Source organism: Pantoea sp. UBA6567, from assembly GCF_002434165.1.
GTDB classification, from domain to species: domain Bacteria; phylum Pseudomonadota; class Gammaproteobacteria; order Enterobacterales; family Enterobacteriaceae; genus Pantoea; species Pantoea eucrina.
This window is the reverse complement of the sequence record NZ_DJJN01000006.1, coordinates 574,239-594,401: the sequence shown is the minus strand read 5'-3', so window position 1 is coordinate 594,401 and position 20,163 is coordinate 574,239. Positions and strand designations below refer to the sequence as shown.

General features: G+C 58.0%; 15 protein-coding genes. 5 read left to right on the top strand and 10 right to left on the bottom strand.

Features of this window, described 5'->3' with window-relative positions:
• Positions 1 to 23: 23 nt before the first annotated feature.
• The gene (fumC, locus tag B4M48_RS08830) at positions 24 to 1,421 is read right to left on the bottom strand and encodes a class II fumarate hydratase (RefSeq protein WP_071668791.1); all 1,398 of its coding nucleotides are present in this window, start codon (positions 1,419 to 1,421) and stop codon (positions 24 to 26) included.
• 191 nt (positions 1,422 to 1,612) lie between these two features.
• Between fumC and manA the strand changes: the two genes are divergently transcribed.
• The 3 genes from manA to add all read left to right on the top strand — a co-directional run bounded on the left by manA (position 1,613) and on the right by add (position 5,569).
• On the top strand, positions 1,613 to 2,797 hold the full coding sequence (gene manA / locus B4M48_RS08825) for a mannose-6-phosphate isomerase (RefSeq protein WP_104084809.1): 1,185 nt from the start codon (positions 1,613 to 1,615) through the stop codon (positions 2,795 to 2,797).
• Between the two features lie 119 nt (positions 2,798 to 2,916).
• Entirely contained in the window at positions 2,917 to 4,416 is a 1,500-nt protein-coding gene (locus B4M48_RS08820) for a YdgA family protein (RefSeq protein ID WP_039384229.1), read from the top strand.
• A 154-nt stretch (positions 4,417 to 4,570) separates the two neighbouring features.
• On the top strand, positions 4,571 to 5,569 hold the full coding sequence (gene add / locus B4M48_RS08815; RefSeq protein ID WP_039384227.1) for an adenosine deaminase: 999 nt from the start codon (positions 4,571 to 4,573) through the stop codon (positions 5,567 to 5,569).
• A 36-nt stretch (positions 5,570 to 5,605) separates the two neighbouring features.
• Here the strand turns inward: add and B4M48_RS08810 are convergent, their stop codons facing one another.
• From B4M48_RS08810 to B4M48_RS08790, 5 genes are all read right to left on the bottom strand, one after another.
• Positions 5,606 to 6,646 carry an oxidoreductase gene (locus B4M48_RS08810; RefSeq protein WP_288656417.1) on the bottom strand — a complete coding sequence of 347 codons (1,041 nt, stop codon included), beginning with the start codon at positions 6,644 to 6,646 and terminating at the stop codon, positions 5,606 to 5,608.
• Positions 6,647 to 6,711: 65 nt separating this feature from the next.
• On the bottom strand, positions 6,712 to 7,635 hold the full coding sequence (gene araC, locus B4M48_RS08805) for an arabinose operon transcriptional regulator AraC (protein ID WP_039384223.1): 924 nt from the start codon (positions 7,633 to 7,635) through the stop codon (positions 6,712 to 6,714).
• Between the two features lie 54 nt (positions 7,636 to 7,689).
• Entirely contained in the window at positions 7,690 to 8,676 is a 987-nt protein-coding gene (gene araH, locus B4M48_RS08800; RefSeq protein WP_039384220.1) for an L-arabinose ABC transporter permease AraH, read from the bottom strand.
• A gap of 17 nt (positions 8,677 to 8,693) precedes the next feature.
• Positions 8,694 to 10,214: an L-arabinose ABC transporter ATP-binding protein AraG gene (gene araG, locus B4M48_RS08795; protein WP_071668788.1), complete on the bottom strand. Its 1,521-nt coding sequence runs from the start codon at positions 10,212 to 10,214 to the stop codon at positions 8,694 to 8,696.
• A gap of 58 nt (positions 10,215 to 10,272) precedes the next feature.
• Positions 10,273 to 11,256 (bottom strand): arabinose ABC transporter substrate-binding protein, encoded by a 984-nt coding sequence (locus B4M48_RS08790; protein WP_071668787.1) that lies wholly within the window; start codon positions 11,254 to 11,256, stop codon positions 10,273 to 10,275.
• Positions 11,257 to 11,623: 367 nt separating this feature from the next.
• On the opposite strand from B4M48_RS08790, the gene B4M48_RS08785 reads away from it, so the two are divergent.
• Both B4M48_RS08785 and araA read left to right on the top strand, forming a co-directional pair.
• Complete coding sequence (locus B4M48_RS08785; protein WP_094111271.1) at positions 11,624 to 13,309, top strand: ribulokinase; 1,686 nt, start codon at positions 11,624 to 11,626, stop codon at positions 13,307 to 13,309.
• 12 nt (positions 13,310 to 13,321) lie between these two features.
• Entirely contained in the window at positions 13,322 to 14,824 is a 1,503-nt protein-coding gene (gene araA, locus B4M48_RS08780; RefSeq protein ID WP_071668785.1) for an L-arabinose isomerase, read from the top strand.
• Positions 14,825 to 15,289: 465 nt separating this feature from the next.
• Here araA and yjfF read toward each other — a convergent pair whose 3' ends face one another.
• The 4 genes from yjfF to ytfQ are packed head-to-tail and all read right to left on the bottom strand — an operon-like array spanning position 15,290 to position 19,813.
• The gene (gene yjfF / locus B4M48_RS08775; RefSeq protein ID WP_039384209.1) at positions 15,290 to 16,276 is read right to left on the bottom strand and encodes a galactofuranose ABC transporter, permease protein YjfF; all 987 of its coding nucleotides are present in this window, start codon (positions 16,274 to 16,276) and stop codon (positions 15,290 to 15,292) included.
• A complete protein-coding gene (gene ytfT / locus B4M48_RS08770) occupies positions 16,273 to 17,289 on the bottom strand; it encodes a galactofuranose ABC transporter, ATP-binding protein YtfT (RefSeq protein WP_104084805.1) in 1,017 nt (338 codons plus the stop codon). The genes yjfF and ytfT overlap by 4 nt, the downstream gene beginning before the upstream one ends.
• Positions 17,282 to 18,802 (bottom strand): sugar ABC transporter ATP-binding protein, encoded by a 1,521-nt coding sequence (locus B4M48_RS08765; protein WP_071668783.1) that lies wholly within the window; start codon positions 18,800 to 18,802, stop codon positions 17,282 to 17,284. The genes ytfT and B4M48_RS08765 overlap by 8 nt, the downstream gene beginning before the upstream one ends.
• Before the next feature lie 54 nt (positions 18,803 to 18,856).
• On the bottom strand, positions 18,857 to 19,813 hold the full coding sequence (gene ytfQ, locus B4M48_RS08760; protein WP_071668782.1) for a galactofuranose ABC transporter, galactofuranose-binding protein YtfQ: 957 nt from the start codon (positions 19,811 to 19,813) through the stop codon (positions 18,857 to 18,859).
• Positions 19,814 to 20,163: the final 350 nt, after the last annotated feature.

The window sequence follows — 20,163 nt, the reverse complement described above, 5'->3', positions numbered from 1 at the left end:
TGAAGCGGCCGCCACCTGCAGGATTACGCTTTCATGCTGCCAACCATCTCTTCCGGGCGCACCCAGGCATCAAACTGCGCCTCATCGAGATAACCGAGCTGCAGCGCGGCTGCTTTAAGCGTCAGCCCCTCTTTATGGGCCTTTTTGGCAATTTCGGCTGCTTTATCATAGCCAATGTGCGTGTTCAGCGCGGTCACCAGCATCAGCGACTCATTCAGCAGCTGATCGATACGCTCCCGCACCGGTTCAATACCGGTTGCACAGTGATGATTAAAGCTGTCCATGCCGTCGGCCAGCAGCCGCACCGACTGCAGGAAGTTATGGATGACCATAGGACGGAATACGTTCAGCTCAAAGTTGCCGGACGCGCCGCCCATATTGATCGCTACGTCGTTACCCAGCACCTGACAGCAGAGCATGGTCATCGCCTCGCACTGGGTCGGATTGACTTTGCCCGGCATAATGGAGCTGCCCGGCTCATTTTCCGGGATACTGATTTCGCCGATGCCGCAGCGCGGGCCGGATGAGAGCCAGCGGACGTCGTTGGCAATTTTCATCAGCGACGCCGCCAGACCTTTCAGCGCGCCGTGCGCGTGCACCAGCGCATCGCAGGTCGCCAGCGCTTCAAATTTATTGGGTGCGGTGATGAACGGCTGACCGGTCAGCGCGGCCAGCGCCTGCGCCACGCGGACGGCATATTCAGGATGCGTATTCAGGCCGGTGCCTACGGCGGTGCCGCCCAGCGCCAGCTCGGTCAGATGGGGAATGCTGTTTTCAACGTGCTTCAGATTATGCTCCAGCATCGCCACCCAGCCTGAGATCTCCTGTCCCAGCGTCAGCGGCGTGGCATCCTGCAGGTGCGTACGGCCAATTTTCACAATATCACTGAATGCATCCGCTTTACCGGCCAGCGTGGTTTTCAGCACCTCCAGCTGCGGAATGAGCTGCTCGCGCAGTGCCGTAACGGCCGCCACGTGCATAGCGGTAGGAAAAACGTCGTTAGAGCTCTGGCTTTTATTGACATCATCATTAGGGTGCACCAGCCGCGCCATACCGCGCTCGCCGCCGAGGATCTCGCTCGCGCGGTTAGCCAGGACTTCATTCATATTCATATTGGTCTGCGTGCCGGAGCCGGTCTGCCAGATCGCCAGCGGAAACTGATCGGCGTGCTGGTTTGCCAGCACTTCATCCGCCGCGCGGATAATTGCTGTCGCGCGATCGTCCGGCAGCAGCTGCAGATCGCGGTTAACCTCTGCCGCTGCCCGCTTGGTCTGCGCCAGCGCGCGGACCAGCTCAACCGGCATTTTCTCGGTTGAGATACGAAAATGCTCCAGCGAGCGTTGCGTCTGTGCGCCCCAGAGTTTATCTGCCGGCACATCAACAGGACCCATTGAATCTTTTTCAGTGCGACTGGCTGCCATAGCCCTCTTCTCCTTTCTCAGTAGTGAAAGCAATCCCCGGGCGCGGCCTCTTACCGCCCCGCTTCAGGCCGGATTGTTATCCGAATCAATAAAACAGTATGCGGGCACATCGCGTTTCCTGCACACAGGTCGCGCTAATTGCTGAAATTTTCTGCTTTACTGGGCAATAACTGTTCAGCTGAGGGCGCAACATGCATAAATTGAACAACTCACTGCAGTACTACGACTGGGGCAGCACAACGGCGTTAACGGAACTTTATGGTATTGCCGATCCGCAGGGCCGGCCGCTGGCAGAGCTGTGGATGGGCGCGCATCCGAAAAGCCCGTCCACGCTGATTGTTGACGGCCGGCACGCCTCGCTGCGCGATTTCATTGCGCGCGATCCGGTCGCCATGCTGGGAAGCGCCGTTGCCGACCGGTTCGGTGAACTGCCGTTTCTGTTCAAAGTGCTCTGCGCGGCGAAAGCGCTCTCGGTGCAGGCGCATCCCGATAAGCGCGCAGCTGCCGCCGGTTTTGCCCGTGAAAATGCAGCCGGCATTGCGGTGGATGCGCCGCAGCGCAGCTATAAAGATGCCAGCCATAAACCGGAACTGCTCTATGCGCTGACCCCTTTTCAGGCGCTGAACGGCTTCCGCGAGCGGCCCGAAATGGTATCGCTGCTGAGCGCAGTAGCGGGCGCCCATCCGCAAATCGGGCACTTTATTGAGCAGGCCAGCCCGGACGCCCTTGCCCGCCTGTTTGCCACGCTGTTCTCGCTGCAGGGGGATGAAAAAAGGCGCGCGCTGGCGATCCTCTGTTCAGCGGCTGCGGCACACGATGAGGAGCCGTGGCTGACTGTGCGGCAGCTGGCGGCTGATTACCCGGATGATAACGGCCTGTTTGCACCACTGCTGCTTAACCTGCTGCTGCTGCAGCCCGGCGAAGCGATGTTTCTCTCTGCCGGCACGCCGCACGCTTACCTGCAGGGCACTGCACTCGAGGTCATGGCTAACTCAGATAATGTGCTGCGCGCCGGCCTGACGCCAAAATTTATCGATATGCCGGAGCTGCTGGCTAACCTGAACTTTACCCCCCGCGCCGCCGATACGCTGCGGCTGCAGCCTGAGCGCGATGCGCAGGCGCTCTGTTTCCCGGTGCCGGTTAATGATTTTTCCTTTGCCATCCACCTGCTTTCTGCCGTAGCGCAGCCGCTGGCACCGGCCAGCGCCGCCCTGCTGTTCTGTATTGAGGGAGAAGCGCGGCTCGCCAGCGCGGATAGCCAGCTTGTCCTGCAGCCAGGCGAATCCTGTTTTGTCGCCGCCAGCGAGCCCCCGGTTGCGGCCTCAGGCAGCGGACGCCTGGCGCGCGTCTTCAGTATGCTTACTGCAGACGGCTGACGCTGCGCGCGTTAACTGCTATTCTTTCAGACTATTACTTTAAACGCCTGCGGGCGTTTTTCTTCACCCGGCGCGTCACCCCGACGGGACGCGGACGCAAGGATAAGGATGACTCAGCGATGAAAAAGACTCAGGTTGCAGCAGGTGTGATTGTCGCGCTCGGTGTGGTTTGGACCGGCGCAGCGTGGTTTACCGGCAAGCAGATTGAGAGCCACAAGGATGAGATGCTGCAACAGGCCAACAGCCAGATTAACGCCTGGTCCCCCAACAGCCGCCTGACGCTGAGCTATCAGGACTATCAGCGCGGCCTGTTCAGCAGCAGCACGAAACTGGTTGTGCAGGCGAGCTCCCAAACGGTGGATAATCCGCTGCTTAAGCCGGGCCAGACCATTGTGCTGAATGAGACCATCGATCACGGTCCTTTCCCGTTTGCGCAACTGAAGCGCGGTAATATTCTGCCCGCGATGGCCTCGGTGCATTCCGAGCTTGCCAATACCGATGCGGTGAAAAAGCTGTTCGCGCTGACCGACGGTAAATCACTGGTTGCCGCCGATACGCGCATTGGCTACAGCGGGGCTACCGACACTGCACTGACGCTGCTGCCGGTGGATTACAGCAACGCGCAGACCGGTGACCGGCTGGCCACCAACGGCGGCAAGCTCGACGTCAGCGCCGACAGCAAAGGCGATAAAGTCAGTCTGAAAGGTGAGTTCTCCAGCATCGCCGTCACCAGTAAAAACCAGCTGGAGCAGCCGGTGCTGTTTACGCTTAACGGTCTGGCGCTGGGCGGTGATACTCACCTGAGTCCGGAAGGCGTGCGCGTGGGCGATCAGACCATCACGCTGGATAAACTGGAAGCCAGCATCAACGGCCAGCAGGGAATGACGCTGCAGAAAATTGACGGCAAATCCTCTTTTGATAATAAAGAGGGCAAGATTGGCGGCACTATCGATTATAAAGTGGGCGATATCAACCTGCAGCAGCAGCCGTTTGGTGAAGCGCGTCTGGCGATGAAGTTTTCGCAGTTTGATGCCCAGGCGGTGAAAACCTTCTCCGACACCTACAACGCGCAGATGCAGGATCTGCTGCGCCAGCCGGGTGTTGCCGACGATCCGATTCGCTATCAGGCCAGCGTGCAGACCATTCTGCGTAACAATCTGCCGCTGCTGCTGAAAGGTGCGCCGGCGGTCAGCATTGCCCCGCTGAGCTGGAAAAATGATAAGGGTGAGAGCACGTTCAACCTGAATATCGGCTTCAACGATCCGGCCGCCGTCAGCGGCGAGGCGCAGAGCCTGGGTGCCGCGGTAGATCGCATGCTGAAAACGCTGGATGGCAAACTGAATATCAATATGCCGATGGCGACAGAAGCGATGCGTCATGTCGGCCTGGCCGAAGGATATCAGGGCGATGATGCGCAGAAGCTGGCGGATCAGCAGGTCAAAGGCGTGGCTGCGATGGGCCAGATGTTCCGTCTGACGCAGCAGCAGGATAATAACATTGTGACCAGCCTGCAGTATGCAAACGGGCAGGTAACGATGAACGGCGACAAGATGTCACTGGAGCAGTTCCTCTCCCGCTATATGCTGGGTATGCCAACCAGTGAAGGCATGCCGCAGTAACCGGCACTGTGCGCCGCTTCATCCTGCGGGAAGAAGCGGCGCTTTACCGCTTTAATATTCACCATCTGCACCCTGCTTTGCGCAAATCGCTGGCGCAGTTGCGCAAGATATTTTTATAATGCTCTGCACTTTATTCCTGACAAGCGAGTGCGCCATGATCGACCAGCAGCTTCCTCTTACCGATATTCACCGCCACCTTGATGGCAATATCCGCGCCCAAACTATTCTCGATCTCGGCCGCCAGTTTAATCTCTCTCTGCCCGCCAGCTCTCTTGACGCGCTGCGTCCCCACGTGCAGGTCACCGCGAACGAGCCCGATCTGGTGAGTTTTCTGCAAAAGCTCGACTGGGGCGTCAAAGTGCTGGGCGATCTTGACGCCTGCCGCCGCATTGCGCTGGAAAATGTCGAAGATGCGGCGCGTGCCGGTATTCACTATGCAGAACTGCGCTTCTCGCCGGGCTATATGGCGATGACCCATAACCTGCCGGTGGCGGGCGTGACAGAAGCGGTGATTGACGGCGTACGCGCAGGCGTGAAGCAGTACGGTGTGGATGTTAATCTGATTGGCATTATGAGCCGCACCTTTGGCGAAGAGGCGTGCCTGCGCGAGCTGGAAGGATTGCTGGCCCATCGCGACGGTATCACCGCCGTGGATCTGGCCGGCGATGAGCTGGGCTTCCCCGGCAGTGAGTTCCTGAGCCACTTCAACCGGGCGCGTGACGCTGGCTTCCGTATTACCGTACACGCCGGCGAAGCGGCGGGTCCGGAGAGTATCTGGCAGGCGATTCGTGAACTGGGCGCGGAGCGTATCGGTCACGGCGTTAAAGCGATAGAGGATCGTGCGCTGATGGATTTCCTGGCTGAGCAGCGCATCGGCATCGAATCCTGCCTGACCTCAAACATTCAGACCAGCACCGTCTCCTCGCTGGAGAAACACCCGCTGAAAGCGTTTCTGCAGCATGGCATTCTGGCCACGCTGAATACTGACGATCCGGCGGTTCAGGGCGTGGAGCTGGCGCATGAATATGAGGTGGCGGCCCCTGCAGCCGGCCTCTCTGCGGCAGAGATCCGCCAGGCGCAGGAGAATGGCGTGGCGATTGCGTTTCTGAGCGAAGCGGAGAAAACGGCGCTGCGCCAGCGCGTAGCGGGCTAAGGCTGAACACGCGCCGCCGCTGGGCGGCGCGCAACATCAGCGTGGTGACATCGTCTGACGCTTCTCTGCAGACTGCAGACCCAGCTCAATCAGCTCCATGACCTGTATCGCCTCTTCAGCCCGCACCGGGTTCTGCCCCGTGCCGGCTATCGCATCGCGGATTGCCGCATAGTAGGCCGGATAGTTACCCGGCTGCGTCAGCAGCTCCTGCTCCACCAGCATATCGCCTTCTGCCAGCGTCAGCGTGCCGTTACGCATGTCGTAGCCCCACTCCTGCTGCGGCGGTCTGGCACCCGATTTCAGACGATCCTCCTGCGGATCGAGGCCATACTTTACGTAGCTGCCACGCGTGCCGTGTACCACAAAGCGCGGTGACTCTGCTGCCACCAGCATGCTGGCGTGTAGCACCACGCGACGCGTCGGATAGGTCAGCACCGCATGAAAGTAGTCAGTGGTTTGCGCGCCAGGGCGCAGCTCTGCCATGTCCACGTTGATCGCCACCGGCATGCCAAACAGCTGCAGCGCCTGATCCAGCACGTGCGGGCCGAGGTCAAACCAGATACCGCTGCCCGGTCCTTTCATTTCGCGCCAGCGCTGGCGCACTTCCGGGCGGAAGCGGTCAAAATGCGACTCCAGATAGCGTACCTCGCCCAGCGTGCCCTCGCCGAGCAGCGTTTTTAGCGTCAGAAAATCGCTGTCCCAGCGGCGGTTATGGAAGACCGACAGCAGCAGCCCTTTCGATTTTGCCAGCTGATCAAGCTCACGCGCCTGCGAGAGCGTGACGGTAAAAGGCTTGTCGACGACCACATGCTTGCCGGCATTCAGGGCCGCTTTGGCCAGCGGAAAGTGGGTGTCATTGGGGGTGGGGATCACAATCAGCTGCAGGGTGGGATCGTCCAGCAGCGCCTGCGGATCGGCAAAGACCTGTACAGAGGGCCAGTCAGCGTGCACTTTACCGGCATCGCTGCTGGAGATCGCTGCCAGTTCCATTTCAGCTGTTCCGGCGATTAAAGGGGCATGAAAGGTTTTACTGGCAAAGCCATAGCCTATCAGGCCGACACGTAGTTTATCGCTCATTCTCACTCCTTTTGTCATATACCCGACTGATTTAAGACGAATCAGCCGGTGAGAACAAGGCGGAATCAGCTGAAAGAGATCGCCCGGCCGGGTTCCGGCCAGTTCTGCTGTGCTTCAAGCGCGTCGTGCGCATCCTGGCTGCGGCGGCGAAAATCACTCGGGCTGACGCCTGTGCGTTTGCGAAACACGCGTGAAAAGTAGAGCTGATCGTCATAGCCCACTTCCCGCCCCACGGAGGCGATAGGCTCCTGCGTGGTCTGCAGCAGCAGCTTGGCGCGGATCACCCGCTGGTCTTCTCGCCAGCGCAGCAGATTAATGCCCATCTGTTCGCGAAACAGATGCGCCAGCCGCGAAGGAGATAAACAGACATGCCGTGCCACCTCCTCAATTTTGACTTCGCTGGCAAGATGGTTGGTCACGTACTGGCAGGCTTCAATTACGCGCGGATCGCGAATCTGCTGATGGCTGCGCGGATCCTCTTCCACCGCGCGCAGCAGCAGACGTTCCAGCAGGTTCATGGCCAGCTCTTCAGCAAAGCGGCGACCGGAATTGTGGGTCTGCTCAATACTGGCAAACAGGCGATCAAACTCGCCGCATAACGCTTCAGTCAGGCGCAGCCGGCCCACGCCCTGCTTCTGCTCCTGCCACTCCAGCCAGTCAATCCAGTAGGCGCGCGGCCGGAAATAGACCCAGCGATGGTGCCAGCACGGGCTGTCGGGCGACCGTCCATAATAATGGGGTGTTTTCGGCTGAAACAGCAGCAGATCGCCCGGCTCACAGTCAAAGGCGGATTCGCCGTCAAAAACCCGGCCTTTACCGCGAATGGTGAGGTTAAGAATATAGCCCTTCATCCCCAGCGGGCGGTCGATAAAAAAATCGAGCGGCTCCTGCGCGTTAATCGGCGTGAGTCCCGCGACCAGCCAGGCGTTAAACGGATAGCCCGGCAGCAGGGGGTTCTGTTGTTCACTGGGGGGTTCGCGATGGTACATAGTGCCCTCACTCTCTGCATGACGCGCGGCGCAACACCCGTTGCGCCGACGGAATCAAACGGCTCTGTTTTTCTGTTTGTAGCGATCGAAAATCACTGCGGCTAACAGTATCAGACCACGCACGACATACTGTGAGAATGGCGAGATATTCAGTAAATTCATCGCATTCTCTACGGTACCCAGGATCAGAACCCCCGCCACCACATATGAAATTTTACCGATGCCGCCTTTCAGCGAGACGCCGCCCAGCACGCAGGCAGAGATCACAATCAGCTCATAGCCCAGCGAGGTCATGGGCTGACCGCTGGTCATGCGCGAGGCCAGAATAATGCCCGCCGCCGCTGAAACCAGCCCGGAAAGGATAAAGATAATGATGCGGGTCCGCACCACCGGCACGCCGGCCAGCCGGGCGGCTTCTTCATTGCCGCCAATCGCCAGCGTGTTGCGGCCAAAGGTGGTTTTATTCAGCAGGAAGCCAAACGCGATCATGGTGGCAATCGTGAGCCAGATAGGCGCCGGCACGCCGAGCCAGTTGGCATAGCCCAGCGCAAAAAAGCGCTCATCTTCAATCCCTACCGCTTTACCGTCAGAGAAGATATAGGCCAGGCCGCGCACAATCTGCATCGTTGCCAGCGTGGTGATCAGGGCATTAATTTTCAGCCGGGCGATAACAAATCCGTTAACAAAACCGGTTGCCATGCCAAGCAGCAGCCCGGCAGCCACGCCAATCCACAGGCTTTCGGTCATGTTGATCACCACCGCCGTCACTACGCCGGCGCAGGCGATAACCGAGGCGATGGAGAGATCAAAGTCGCCCGATGCCAGGCAGAACAGCATGCCGCAGGCCACCATGCCGGACATCGACATCGCCAGGCCCAGCCCTTTCATATTGATAAAGGTGCCGAAGTTCGGCACAAAAATGGCGCAGACAATAAACAGCAGTGCAAAAACCACCAGCATGCCGAAATTATCCCAGATACGCCCCAGCTGCAGGCCGCTGCGCTGCACCGGTGGCGTGTTGGAAGTGGTAGATGAAGCCATTGTTGCTCTCCTGTACATCAGGCCACGGCGGCCGTTTGAGGGGTTTTCGGCATCGCCAGACTGAGCGTCAGCTGTTCGGTTGCCGTGTCGTGCGTCAGTTCTCCGGCAATTTCACCTTCGCGCATGACAATAATGCGGTCGGCGAGGCCCATGACTTCGGGCAGATCGCTCGATGCAAACAGCACCGCAATCCCTTTGCCTGCCAGTTGATAAATCAGGTTGTAGATCTCATGTTTTGCGCCAACGTCAATACCGCGCGTCGGCTCATCCAGCATGATCACGTTCATCTCTTCTGAGAGCCAGCGGCCCAGAATGGCCTTTTGCTGGTTGCCACCGGAGAGATTCATGATCAGCTGGTGCGGGCCAGGCGTTTTGATATTGAGCGAACGGATGTGGCTTTCTGCATTTTTTGCCTCCCAGCCGGGCCTGATCAGGCAACCCGCCGTGAGGTTATGCCGCCGCGCGCTGATATTGATGTTCTCCCGCACGGAGTGCACCGGAATGATGCCTTCCGCTTTACGATCTTCGGGACAGAGCATAATGCCCGCCCGGATAGCGTCGATCGGCTGACGGATCGCGAGCGGCCTGCCATCAAGTGAAACCGTGCCGCTACGCAGCTGCGTGGCGCCAAACAGCCCTTTCATCAGCTCGCTGCGTCCGGCGCCCACCAGACCAAACAGTCCTACAATTTCTCCGGCGCGCACGCTGAACGAAATGGGCATGCGCACCCCTTTCGCCTCGACCTGGTCGAGCTGAAGACGCACGGCGCCCAGCTCGCGGGGCGCATAGCCATAGATGTCACCCAGGTTGCGCCCGACCATCGCCTCGACCAGATCGTCATGATGGGTATTGGGCATATCCGTAAAGGTGCGCACATAGCGGCCATCTTTAAACACGGTAATCGCATCGCTCAGGGCAAAAATCTCCTCCATGCGGTGCGATACATAAAGCACCACCCGTCCTTCAGCGCGCAGCTGACGGATAACGCGAAACAGATGCTCAATTTCACGGGCTGAGAGTGAGCTGGTCGGCTCATCAAAGGCGATAATGCGGGCATTGCGCGCCAGCGCCTTGGCGATCTCCACCATCTGCCACTGACCCAGCGACAGATATTTCAGCGGCATGTCGGGATCGATATCCATCCCGAGATTTTTCAGCTGCAGGCCCGCTTCGTAGCGCAGCAGCTTGCGGTTTACCAGGCCGCGTTTATGCGGCAGCTGGCCGAGATAGATATTCTCTGCCACGCTCATTTCCGGCACCAGGTGTAGCTCCTGGTAGATAATGGCCACGCCGGCATCCAGCGCCTCAACCGTATTACTGAAGCGCTTCGCCTCGCCTTTGATGCGGATTTCACCGCTCGTGGGCTGGTAGCTGCCGCTGAGAATTTTCAGCAGCGTCGATTTTCCCGCGCCGTTTTCGCCCATCAGCGCGTGCACCTCACCGGCGCGGCACTCAAAACCGATATCCTGCAGGGCTTTTACGCCAGGAAAGGTTTTGCTGATGCCATGAAAAGAGAGAAATGCCTGATCGGTCTCCATGGATACTCCTGATAGTGCCTGTCGGATTTCAGGTGCGCATAAATGCGCACCCTGTGCGTTACATCAATCCTTTCTTCGCCAGTTCGGTTTTGAAGTTATCGCGGGTGATCAGCACCACATCTGTCACCTCAGTAAATCTGGCGGGCTCTTCGCCTTTAGTGACCCAGTTGTAGAGCATCTGGCTGCTCTTATAACCGTGAACGTCCGGGCTGGGCAGCAGCGAACCATAGAAACCGGTCGCAGAGCCTTTAGAGAGTTCGCTGATCGCATCCACGCCGTTGATGCCGATACCGATCACATCTGCTGCTTTAAAGCCCTGACCTTCTGTGGCGCGCACGCCGCCCAGCACGGTGTTATCGTTCATACCGACAATCAGCCAGTGTTTGACTTCCGGGTGCTGCACCAGCAGGGAGTTACCGGCATCAAACGCGCCGGGGATATCGTTGGATTTGGTAGGAACCTGATAAATCTGCTTCTCAGGGAAGCCTGCTGCTTTAATGGCCGCCATAGAGCCGCCGGTACGACGACGCGCCGTATCCAGCTCGTTAGCAGTGATCGCCATTACCGCGGTCTCTTTAACGTCCCAGCCGCGCTTCTGCATCTCTTTATAGAGTTCCTGACCCTGGCGCTCGCCGATCTTCGTTGCCGCCATCATCACCAGCGGAACGGTATCCATCGGCTTGCCTTTCGCTGTGACAAACTGGTCATCTACCGCGATCACTTTCAGATCGTAGCTGCGCGCTTTTGCCATAATGGCCGAACCGAGTTTGGGATCGGGGGTGCAGATGACAAAACCTTTTGCGCCGCTGGCCGCCAGGCTGTCGATGGCGTTAAGCGTTTTTTCACCATCCGGTACAGCAATTTTAATCACTTCAAAACCCAGATCTTTGCCCGCTTTATCGGCAAATTTCCATTCGGTCTGGAACCACGGCTCCTCTGGCTGTTTAACGAGAAAACCGAGCTTCATCGTCTCGGCGATAGCGGAATGTGACATAACCGCGGCGAGGCTGACGGCCGCCAGCGCTTTAGTGAATTTATGCATGATGCTCTCCGGCACAATGGTGTTTTATCGCTGTTATTAACGTTTTTGTGTAAACGCTACCATCTGAATTCTGCTTTCGTGTACAGCGCAAAATCAGCGCGTTAGCTCAAGAGTTGCTGAAAGGCTGTGCAAACGCTGGGCTAGTTGTAGCGAGAAACGCGGCGCAAAATGTAGAGCGGTATCACATAGCAAAACGAAGGCAAAAATATCCATATATTCAGCAAAATTAACCGGTGTCTGACTTTTGCGGCCGATCACACAACCTGTCCGATGACAGAAAAGTACATATTCTCAGCCGCTGATGACTAACGGCTTATGGCATTGCCTCGCAGGATAGAACCCAGATAACTCACACAGGAGAATCCCGATGGGTGCTGGCGCCATAACAATTGGGCTGGATTTTGGCAGTGACTCAGTGCGTGCGCTGGCGGTTGACTGCCACAGCGGCAAAGAGCTGGAAAAAGCGGTGGTCAACTATCCGCGCTGGGCGCAGGGCCAGTTCTGCGACGCGCACGCCAACCGGTTTCGTCATCATCCGCAGGACTATATCGATGCGCTGGAGCAGGCGCTGGTCAGCGTGATTCAGGCGTTAACACCCGCGCAGCGCGCAGCGGTTGCCGGGATCGGCGTGGATACAACCGGATCAACACCGGCCCCTGTCGATCGCAACGGCAATGTACTGGCGCTGCGTCCGGAGTTTGCGGCGAATCCCAACGCCATGTTTGTGTTGTGGAAAGATCACACCGCGATTGAGGAAGCTGAAGAGATCACCCGTCTCTGCCACAGCGGGCGCTTTACCGACTACACCCGCTATATCGGCGGCATTTACTCATCTGAATGGTTCTGGGCCAAAATCTTACACGTCTCGCGGGAGGATGCTGCCGTGCGGGAGGCGGCGGTCTCCTGGGTTGAACTCTGCGACTGGGTGCCGGCGCTGCTAAGCGGTACGACCGCCCCCGATAAGCTGCGCCGCGGGCGCTGCGCCGCCGGGCATAAATCGCTCTGGCATCCGGAGTGGCAGGGTCTGCCGGACGTGGCCTTTCTCAACGCGCTTGATCCGATGCTGACAGAACAGCTCGACTCGCCGCTGTTTACCGATACCTGGACCGCTGACCTGCCGGTTGGCACGCTGAGCGCTGAATGGGCTGCCCGCCTTGGGTTATCTGAACAGGTGGTCATCTCTGGCGGCGCCTTTGACTGCCATATGGGTGCGGTTGGTGCCGGTGCTCAGCCCTATACGCTGGTTAAAGTCATCGGTACATCGACCTGCGATATTCTGATTGCAGACAGCGAAACCGTCGGCGATCGTGCTATCCGGGGCATCTGCGGCCAGGTTGACGGCAGCGTCGTTCCCGGCGCCATTGGCTGTGAAGCGGGCCAGTCTGCTTTTGGCGATATCTACGCCTGGTTCAGCCGCCTGCTCGGCTGGCCTCTGCAGCAGGCTGCGCAGCGCCACCCTGAGCTGCAGCCGCAGCTGGCTGCGCTGCAGCAGGATCTGATCCGCGAACTCACCGAAGCGTGGGCCGCTAATCCGCAGCTCGATCATCTGCCGGTGGTGCTGGACTGGTTTAACGGACGCCGCACCCCGGATGCAAACCAGCGGCTAAAAGGTGTGATCACCGATCTCAACCTGGGCACCGATGCGCCGGCTTTGTTTGGCGGTCTGATCGCCGCCACCGCTTTTGGTGCGCGGGCGATTATGGAGTGTTTTGAACAGCAGGCGATCCCGGTAAAGAGCATCCTGACGCTGGGGGGAATTGCCCGCAAGTCCCCTGCCATTATGCAGGCGTGTTGCGATGTGATGAACCGCCCGCTGGATATTGTCGCCTCAGACGAGTGCTGCGCGCTGGGCGCGGCAATTTTTGCGGCCGTGGCGGCGGAAGTCTATCCCGATGTACCTGCCGCGCAGCAGGTGATGGCCAGCCCGGTTGCCGTCACGCTGCAGCCCGACGCACAGCGCGTAGCGGCATATGAGCAGCTCTATCAACGTTATCAAAACTGGTGTGAGGCAGCTGAACCGCAGTACGCGCCGCGCACCCTATCCGCACAGTAAAGGAGTGGTTTAATGGAACAGCATAACGCACAGCAGGTGTGGTTTGTTATCGGTACACAGCACCTCTACGGCGCGGAAACGTTGCGCCAGGTGGAAGAGCACGCCCGTCAGGTGATGGAAGGACTTAATCAGGCTGGCACGCTGCCGGTGCCGCTGGTGCTGCAGCCGCTGGTCAAATCGCCGGATGAAGCGCTGGCGCTCTGCCGGGCAGCGAATCACGACAATCAGTGCGTCGGCATCATCACCTGGCTGCACACGTTTTCGCCGGCAAAAATGTGGATCGGCGGATTGAGCGTGCTGAATAAACCACTGCTGCAGTTTCATACTCAGTTCAACGCAGAGATCCCGTGGGACAGCATGGATATGGATTTTATGAACCTGAACCAGACCGCACACGGCGGCCGCGAGTTCGGTTTCATCGGCGCCCGCATGGGACTGCAGCACAACGTCATCACCGGCCACTGGCAGGATCGCACCAGCCAGCAGCGTATCGGCCGCTGGATCAACGCGGCGCTGGCAAAACAGGCAAGCCAGCAGCTTAAGGTTGCCCGCTTTGGCGATAATATGCGGGAAGTTGCCGTAACCGAAGGCGACAAAGTTGCCGCACAGATCCAGTTTGGCTACGCCGTTAACGGCTGGGGCGTGGGCGATCTGGTTGAGGTGATCAATGGCGTCAGCGACGGTGACGTCAGCGCGCTGATCGATGAGTATGAAAGTCAGTATCTCTTCAGCGAGGCGGCAGCCGTTAACGGCGACAAGCGGCAGAACGTGCTGGACGCAGCGCGCATTGAGCTGGGCCTGAAGCGCTTCCTGGAGGATGAAGGATGTAAAGCGTTCACGACCAACTTCCAGACGCTGCACGGTATGACGCAGCTGCCGGGACTGGCGGTGCAGCGTCTGATGGGCCAGGGCTATGGCTTTGCCGGCGAAGGTGACTGGAAAACCGCAGCGCTGCTGCACATTCTCAAAGTGCAGGCGGGCGCACGTGCCGGCGGCACCTCCTTTATGGAGGATTACACGTATCACTTCTCTCCGGGCAACGATCTGGTACTGGGTTCGCACATGCTGGAAGTCTGCCCTTCCATTGCCAAAGAGGAGAAGCCGCTGATTGACGTCCAGTTCCTGGGAATTGGCGGTAAAGCCGATCCGGCGCGTCTGATTTTCTCAACGCCTGCCGGACGCGCGATCAATGCCAGCGTAATTGATCTTGGCGATCGTTTCCGCCTGCTGGTTAACGTAGTGGATGCGATTGAACAGCCTGAACCGCTGCCGAAGCTGCCGGTTGCCCGCGCGCTGTGGCGCGCCCAGCCGTCGCTGGCAACTGCGTCAGAAGCGTGGATCCTCGGCGGCGGTGCGCACCATACGGTATTCAGTCAGGCGCTGGATCTGGAGGATATGTATCTCTACGGCGAACTGAACGGAATTGAAGTGATGGTGATCGATGAAGAAACCCGCCTGCCTGCGTTTAAGGATGCGCTGCGCTGGAACGAAGTTTATTACCGTTTAGCCCGCTGATTCCGATTACTGATCCAACGCTAAGCCGCGCATCGTCGCGGCTTTTTAATGCCTGAAATTCCCGGTTTAAAACCGGCCAGGGAGCCGATCTCGGCCAGGGGCGCATGAATGCGCCCCCCTACGGGGAGAATGGTGATGCTGTGCTGTAGGGGCGGCATTTATGCCGCCCTGGTTGCAGCGGATACCTGATGTGTAAAGATTGGGCTCTGGCAACGAGCGAGAATGCTGGCAGGCCGGTGAAGCCCGGGGCGAAGAGCAAAGCGTCCGCGCCAGGGATGGCGCGGACGATCGGCAGGACGCCGGGTTCCTTTGCGATCGCCCCGGGCTTTACTGACCGTGGTAGTCGGCCAGGGGGCGTATAGCCCGGGAGCCGATCTCGGCCAGGGGCGCATTAATGCGCCCCCTACGAGGCAGAATGGTACTGAATGCGCCCCCTACGAGGAAGAATGGTGCTAAATGCTTCCCCTACGGGGTGAGGCGTTTTACCGGGGCGTTTTGCTGGCGATCCCACATTACGGTTAACATGCGCTGCAGCGCGATAAAAGCAAACAGCAGGATGCCGATAGCAATCTTGGTCCACCACGAACTTAGCGTGCCGTCGAAATTAATCCACGTCTGGATCAGTCCCTGAATCAGTACCCCAAACAGCGTGCCGAGCACGGTGCCAACGCCGCCGGACAGCAGCGTACCGCCAATCACTACCGAAGCAATCGCATCCAGCTCTACGCCCAGCCCGGCCAGCGCGTATCCGGCGGAGGTATAAATAGAGAACACAATACCGGCCAGGGTCGCCAGCGTCGTAGAGAGCATATACACCTTAATGGTCGTCGCGCGGGTCGAAACACCCATCAGCTGCGCCGAGGTAAGATTGCCGCCAATGGCATATACCTGATTTCCGAACCGGGTACGGTGCGCCAGAATAATCCCTCCTGCGACCACCACCAGCATAATTACCGCCAGCAGGCTCAGCCGCCCGCCGCCGGGGATTTTCCAGGCCAGGCCTGACAGCGTGGCGTAAAGAGGATGATCAATCGGAATAGAATTCTCTGACACCAGGTAACTGCAGCCGCGCAGAAAAAACATCCCTGCCAGCGTAATAATAAACGCCGGGATCTTCAGCGCATCAATCAGCCAGCCCATCATGGCGCCAAACAGCGCCCCCAGCGCAAGAATCAAGGCAAACGCCAGCAGCGGATCAAGGTGGAAATCACCGATAATGCGGGCCAGAAACACGCCGGTAAAGGCGATTACCGCGCCAACGGAGAGGTCGATCCCGCCGGACAAAATCACAAAGGTCATGCCTACGGCGATAATGCCAAGAAAAGCGTTATCCGTCAGAATATTGCAGATAACCCGTGTTGATGCGAAGCCCGGAAACTGGCTCAGACAGAACAGATACCCCGCCACAAACACCAGCAGCGTAATCATCAATGGCAAATGACGCTTTATCATTTTGAACGCCTCCCCTTCAGCATGGCGATAAACCGCGGCGACTGCAGCAGCAGCACGCACATCACAACCACCGCTTTCACCACCTGGTTCAGTTCCGGCGGGAACCCTGACAACAGGATCCCGGTATTCATCGACTGGATAATCAGTGCGCCAATCAGCGACAGCACCAGATTAAAGCGACCGCCCATCAGCGAGGCTCCGCCAATCACCACGGCCAGAATGGCATCCAGCTCCAGCCACAGGCCGGCGTTATTGGCGTCAGCACCCCGGATATCAGCCGCGACAATCAGCCCGGCCACCGCTGCACATAAGCCGCTAATCACATAGGTCGACATCACCACCAGCCAGCCGTTAACGCCTGCGTTACGCGCCGCGCGCAGGTTGATACCTACCGCTTCGATAAACAGGCCCAGCGCTGTTTTGCGCGTCAGCAGCCAGACAGCCAGCGCCACCAGCAGCGTGATCCACACCGGCACCGGCAACCAGAGCAGCGAACCGCTGCCAAACCACGCCAGGCTTTCGCTGTTAAACGTCACGATCTGCCCCTGCGTAATCAGCTGCGCTACGCCCCGCCCCGCCACCATCAGAATCAGCGTGGCCACAAACGGCTGAATTTTCAGCAGTGCCACCAGTATCCCATTCCACAGGCCACATAGCAGACCGGTGCCGAGCGTTGCCAGCACAATCACGCCCAGGCTATGTCCGGCAACGGTCAGCGTGGCTGCGGTTGCGCCCGCAATAGCCATTACCGCGCCCACAGAGAGATCGATCCCGCCGGTAGCGATGACCAGCGTCATGCCCACGGCGAGCAGCGCTACCGGCGCGGCGCGGTTCAGAATATCGATCGGGCTGCCAAACAGACGACCATCCTGAATATGAATGGCAAAAAAGTTATTCGCCACCAGGCTGTCAATCAGCAGCACCAGAATCAGTGCCACAAGCTGTGGCATACCCGGAGGCAGCTTCAGCTTACGTCTTTCAGGTTTTGACTGTGTCATAGACGATTCAGGCATGTTGTGCACCTCCCTCGGCGATCGCGTTCACAATGGACGCCACGGAGAGCTGCTCGAGTGGGATTTCAGCCACCTGCTTCAGATCGCGCATAATCAGGACGCGATCGGCGTAGCCAACCAGCTCTTCCAGTTCAGAAGAGATGACCAGCAGCGCCAGACCATCCGCGCAGAGCGACTCGATCAAACGAATAATCTCAGCGTGCGCACCGACATCGATGCCGCGCGTTGGCTCATCCAGGATCAGAAACTGCGGTTTGGTCACCAGCCAGCGCGACAGCAGCACCTTCTGCTGATTGCCGCCTGACAGCAACTCGATCGGCTGGTCGGCATGCGGCGTACGGATGCCGAGGCTTTTAATGAAACGTTCGGCAATCGCCTGCTGCTCGCGACGCTTAATCGGACGCAGCCAGCCGCGCTGCGCCTGCAGCGCCAGAATAATATTCTCACGCACGGAAGCCGCACCAATAATGCCATCCGTTTTGCGATCTTCAGGACAGAATCCCATACCCAGGCGGGATGCCTGCGCCGGCGTGCGAATAGTCTGCAGCTTGCCTTTAATACGCGCGGTGCCGCGATCGGCACGCCGGATGCCAAACAGCACCTCTGCGGTTTCAGTACGGCCTGAACCCAGCAGACCCGCCAGACCCACCACCTCGCCTGGCCTGACCTGCAGGCTGAAAGGCTCAATGGTGCCTTTCCTGCCATAATCCTCAAACGCCACTACCGGCTGATCGCTGCGCAGGGTGCTGCCCTGTCGCTGCAGCGCGGTCTCCAGCAGCTCGCGCCCCAGCATCAGTTTAATCAGCTCTATCTGTGGTAGCGAAGCGGTATCACGCGTGGCGATAAACTGGCCGTTGCGTAATACGGTAATGCGGTCGGTAATACGATACACCTGGTCAAGAAAGTGGGTTACAAAGATCAGACTCATGCCTCTGGCACGCAGCTGCGCCATGAGCGTAAACAGCATCTCTACTTCACTGGCGTCCAGACTGGCCGTAGGCTCATCCAGAATCAGTATCTGTGCCGACAAATCGACCGCGCGGCAGATAGCGATAATCTGCTGCATGGCGACAGAGTAATGTCCGAGCGGGCGCGTCACATCCAGCGCAAAGCCGTAATTGCGCATCAGTGTATCCGCATCACGGTTCATTTTCCGGCGATCGACCATGCCAAAGCGCTTTGGCTCACGGCCGATATAGAGGTTATCTGCTACCGACATATTTGGCAGCAGGTTAACTTCCTGATAGACCGTACCGATCCCGGCGCGCTGCGCATCCGCCGTACTGTGGGGCGTGATTGCTTCTCCGTTAAGGGTGATGCTACCGGCATCGCGTGAATAGACGCCGGTCAGCACTTTAATCAGCGTTGATTTGCCGGCGCCGTTTTCACCCAGCAGCGCCATAATCTCGCCTTTGCGGATAGTGAATGACACATTATCCAGCGCTTTTACGCCGGGAAATCCTTTACTGATGCCGCTCAGCGTGAGCAGCGGTGTATCATCAATGGTGCTCATCAGGCTCTACCTCGCTGATGTCAGCAGAGCCGCCCCGCAGGGCGGCTGCGGGGATCAGTAACCCATGTTTTTCTTTTTATCGAGTTCTGTCTGGGCATCCGCCGGCAGGAAGAGCTTCGACTCCGTTTTAATGATTTTAGGCGGCATGGTGCCATCTTTCTTAAACTTCTCCAGCGCATCAAACGCCGGGCCAGCCATATCCGGCGTCAGCTCGACGTTGGCATTTGCCTCACCGGCCAGCATCGCTTTATAGATATCCGGTACGCCATCGATTGAACCAGTCAGAATATCTTTGCCCGGCTTCAGGCCCGCTTCTTTTATCGCCTGAATGGCACCGATTGCCATATCATCATTGTGGGCATAGACCATGCAGATGTTTTTGCCGTTATTTTCAGCTTTAATAAAGCTCTCCATCACCTCTTTACCTTTACTGCGGGTAAAGTCACCAGACTGGGAACGGATCACCTTAATGTTGTTATGTCCGGCTATCGCTTCGGCAAACCCTTTTTTACGATCGATGGCCACACTGGCGCCGACCGTTCCCTGCAGCTCTACGACGTTACACTGCTTGTCGCCCACGGTTTTCACCAGCCAGTCGCCAATCAGCTTGCCTTCCAGCACGTTGTCCGCCGTCACCACAGCCATATAGAGAGATTTGTCCTTAACAACAATGGCGCGATCCAGCAGGAAAACCGGAATTTTGGCATCTTTTGCTTCTTCAAGTACCGGTTCCCAGCCGGTCTGCACCACCGGCGCGATGAAGATGGCGTCCACCCCCTGAGCAATAAACGAACGTACTGCTTTAATCTGGTTTTCCTGCTTCTGCTGACCATCAGCAATTTTCAGCGTAATGCCGCGCTTTTTAGCCTCGCTTTTTGCGACGCTGGTTTCGGCAGCACGCCAGCCCGATTCTGAACCAACCTGCGAGAATCCCACTGTCATATCAGCGGCCAGCACCGGCGTGCTGAGCGCGGCGCTTACCATGGCGGTCAGGAGTAAACGTTTCCACATAGTTTTCATTCCTCTGAAGGGAGTGTGTAGTCGGGGTACAAACGCAGATTAAGCCTGACGTAATTCAGGTAAAACTAGCGCGACATAACTCACAAAACAGAATGATTTAAAGGGGTTACGCCTAAATAGCATCATCAGCTCGCGGCAGGTTTATGGATAAAACAGCTGAGTTTTAATATCCGAAGGGGCAAATAACTGTAATAAACAGAACTGGTTAGATTTGAACGGGCTGGAAGCGATTACAACCGCTGCGTAAAGAATGGTTATGCTGTTGTTCATAAAGCAATAAGCAATTTTGTGATAACCCGCACACTCTATCAGCGGCTACGCTGGCTTAATTATTTTATTTT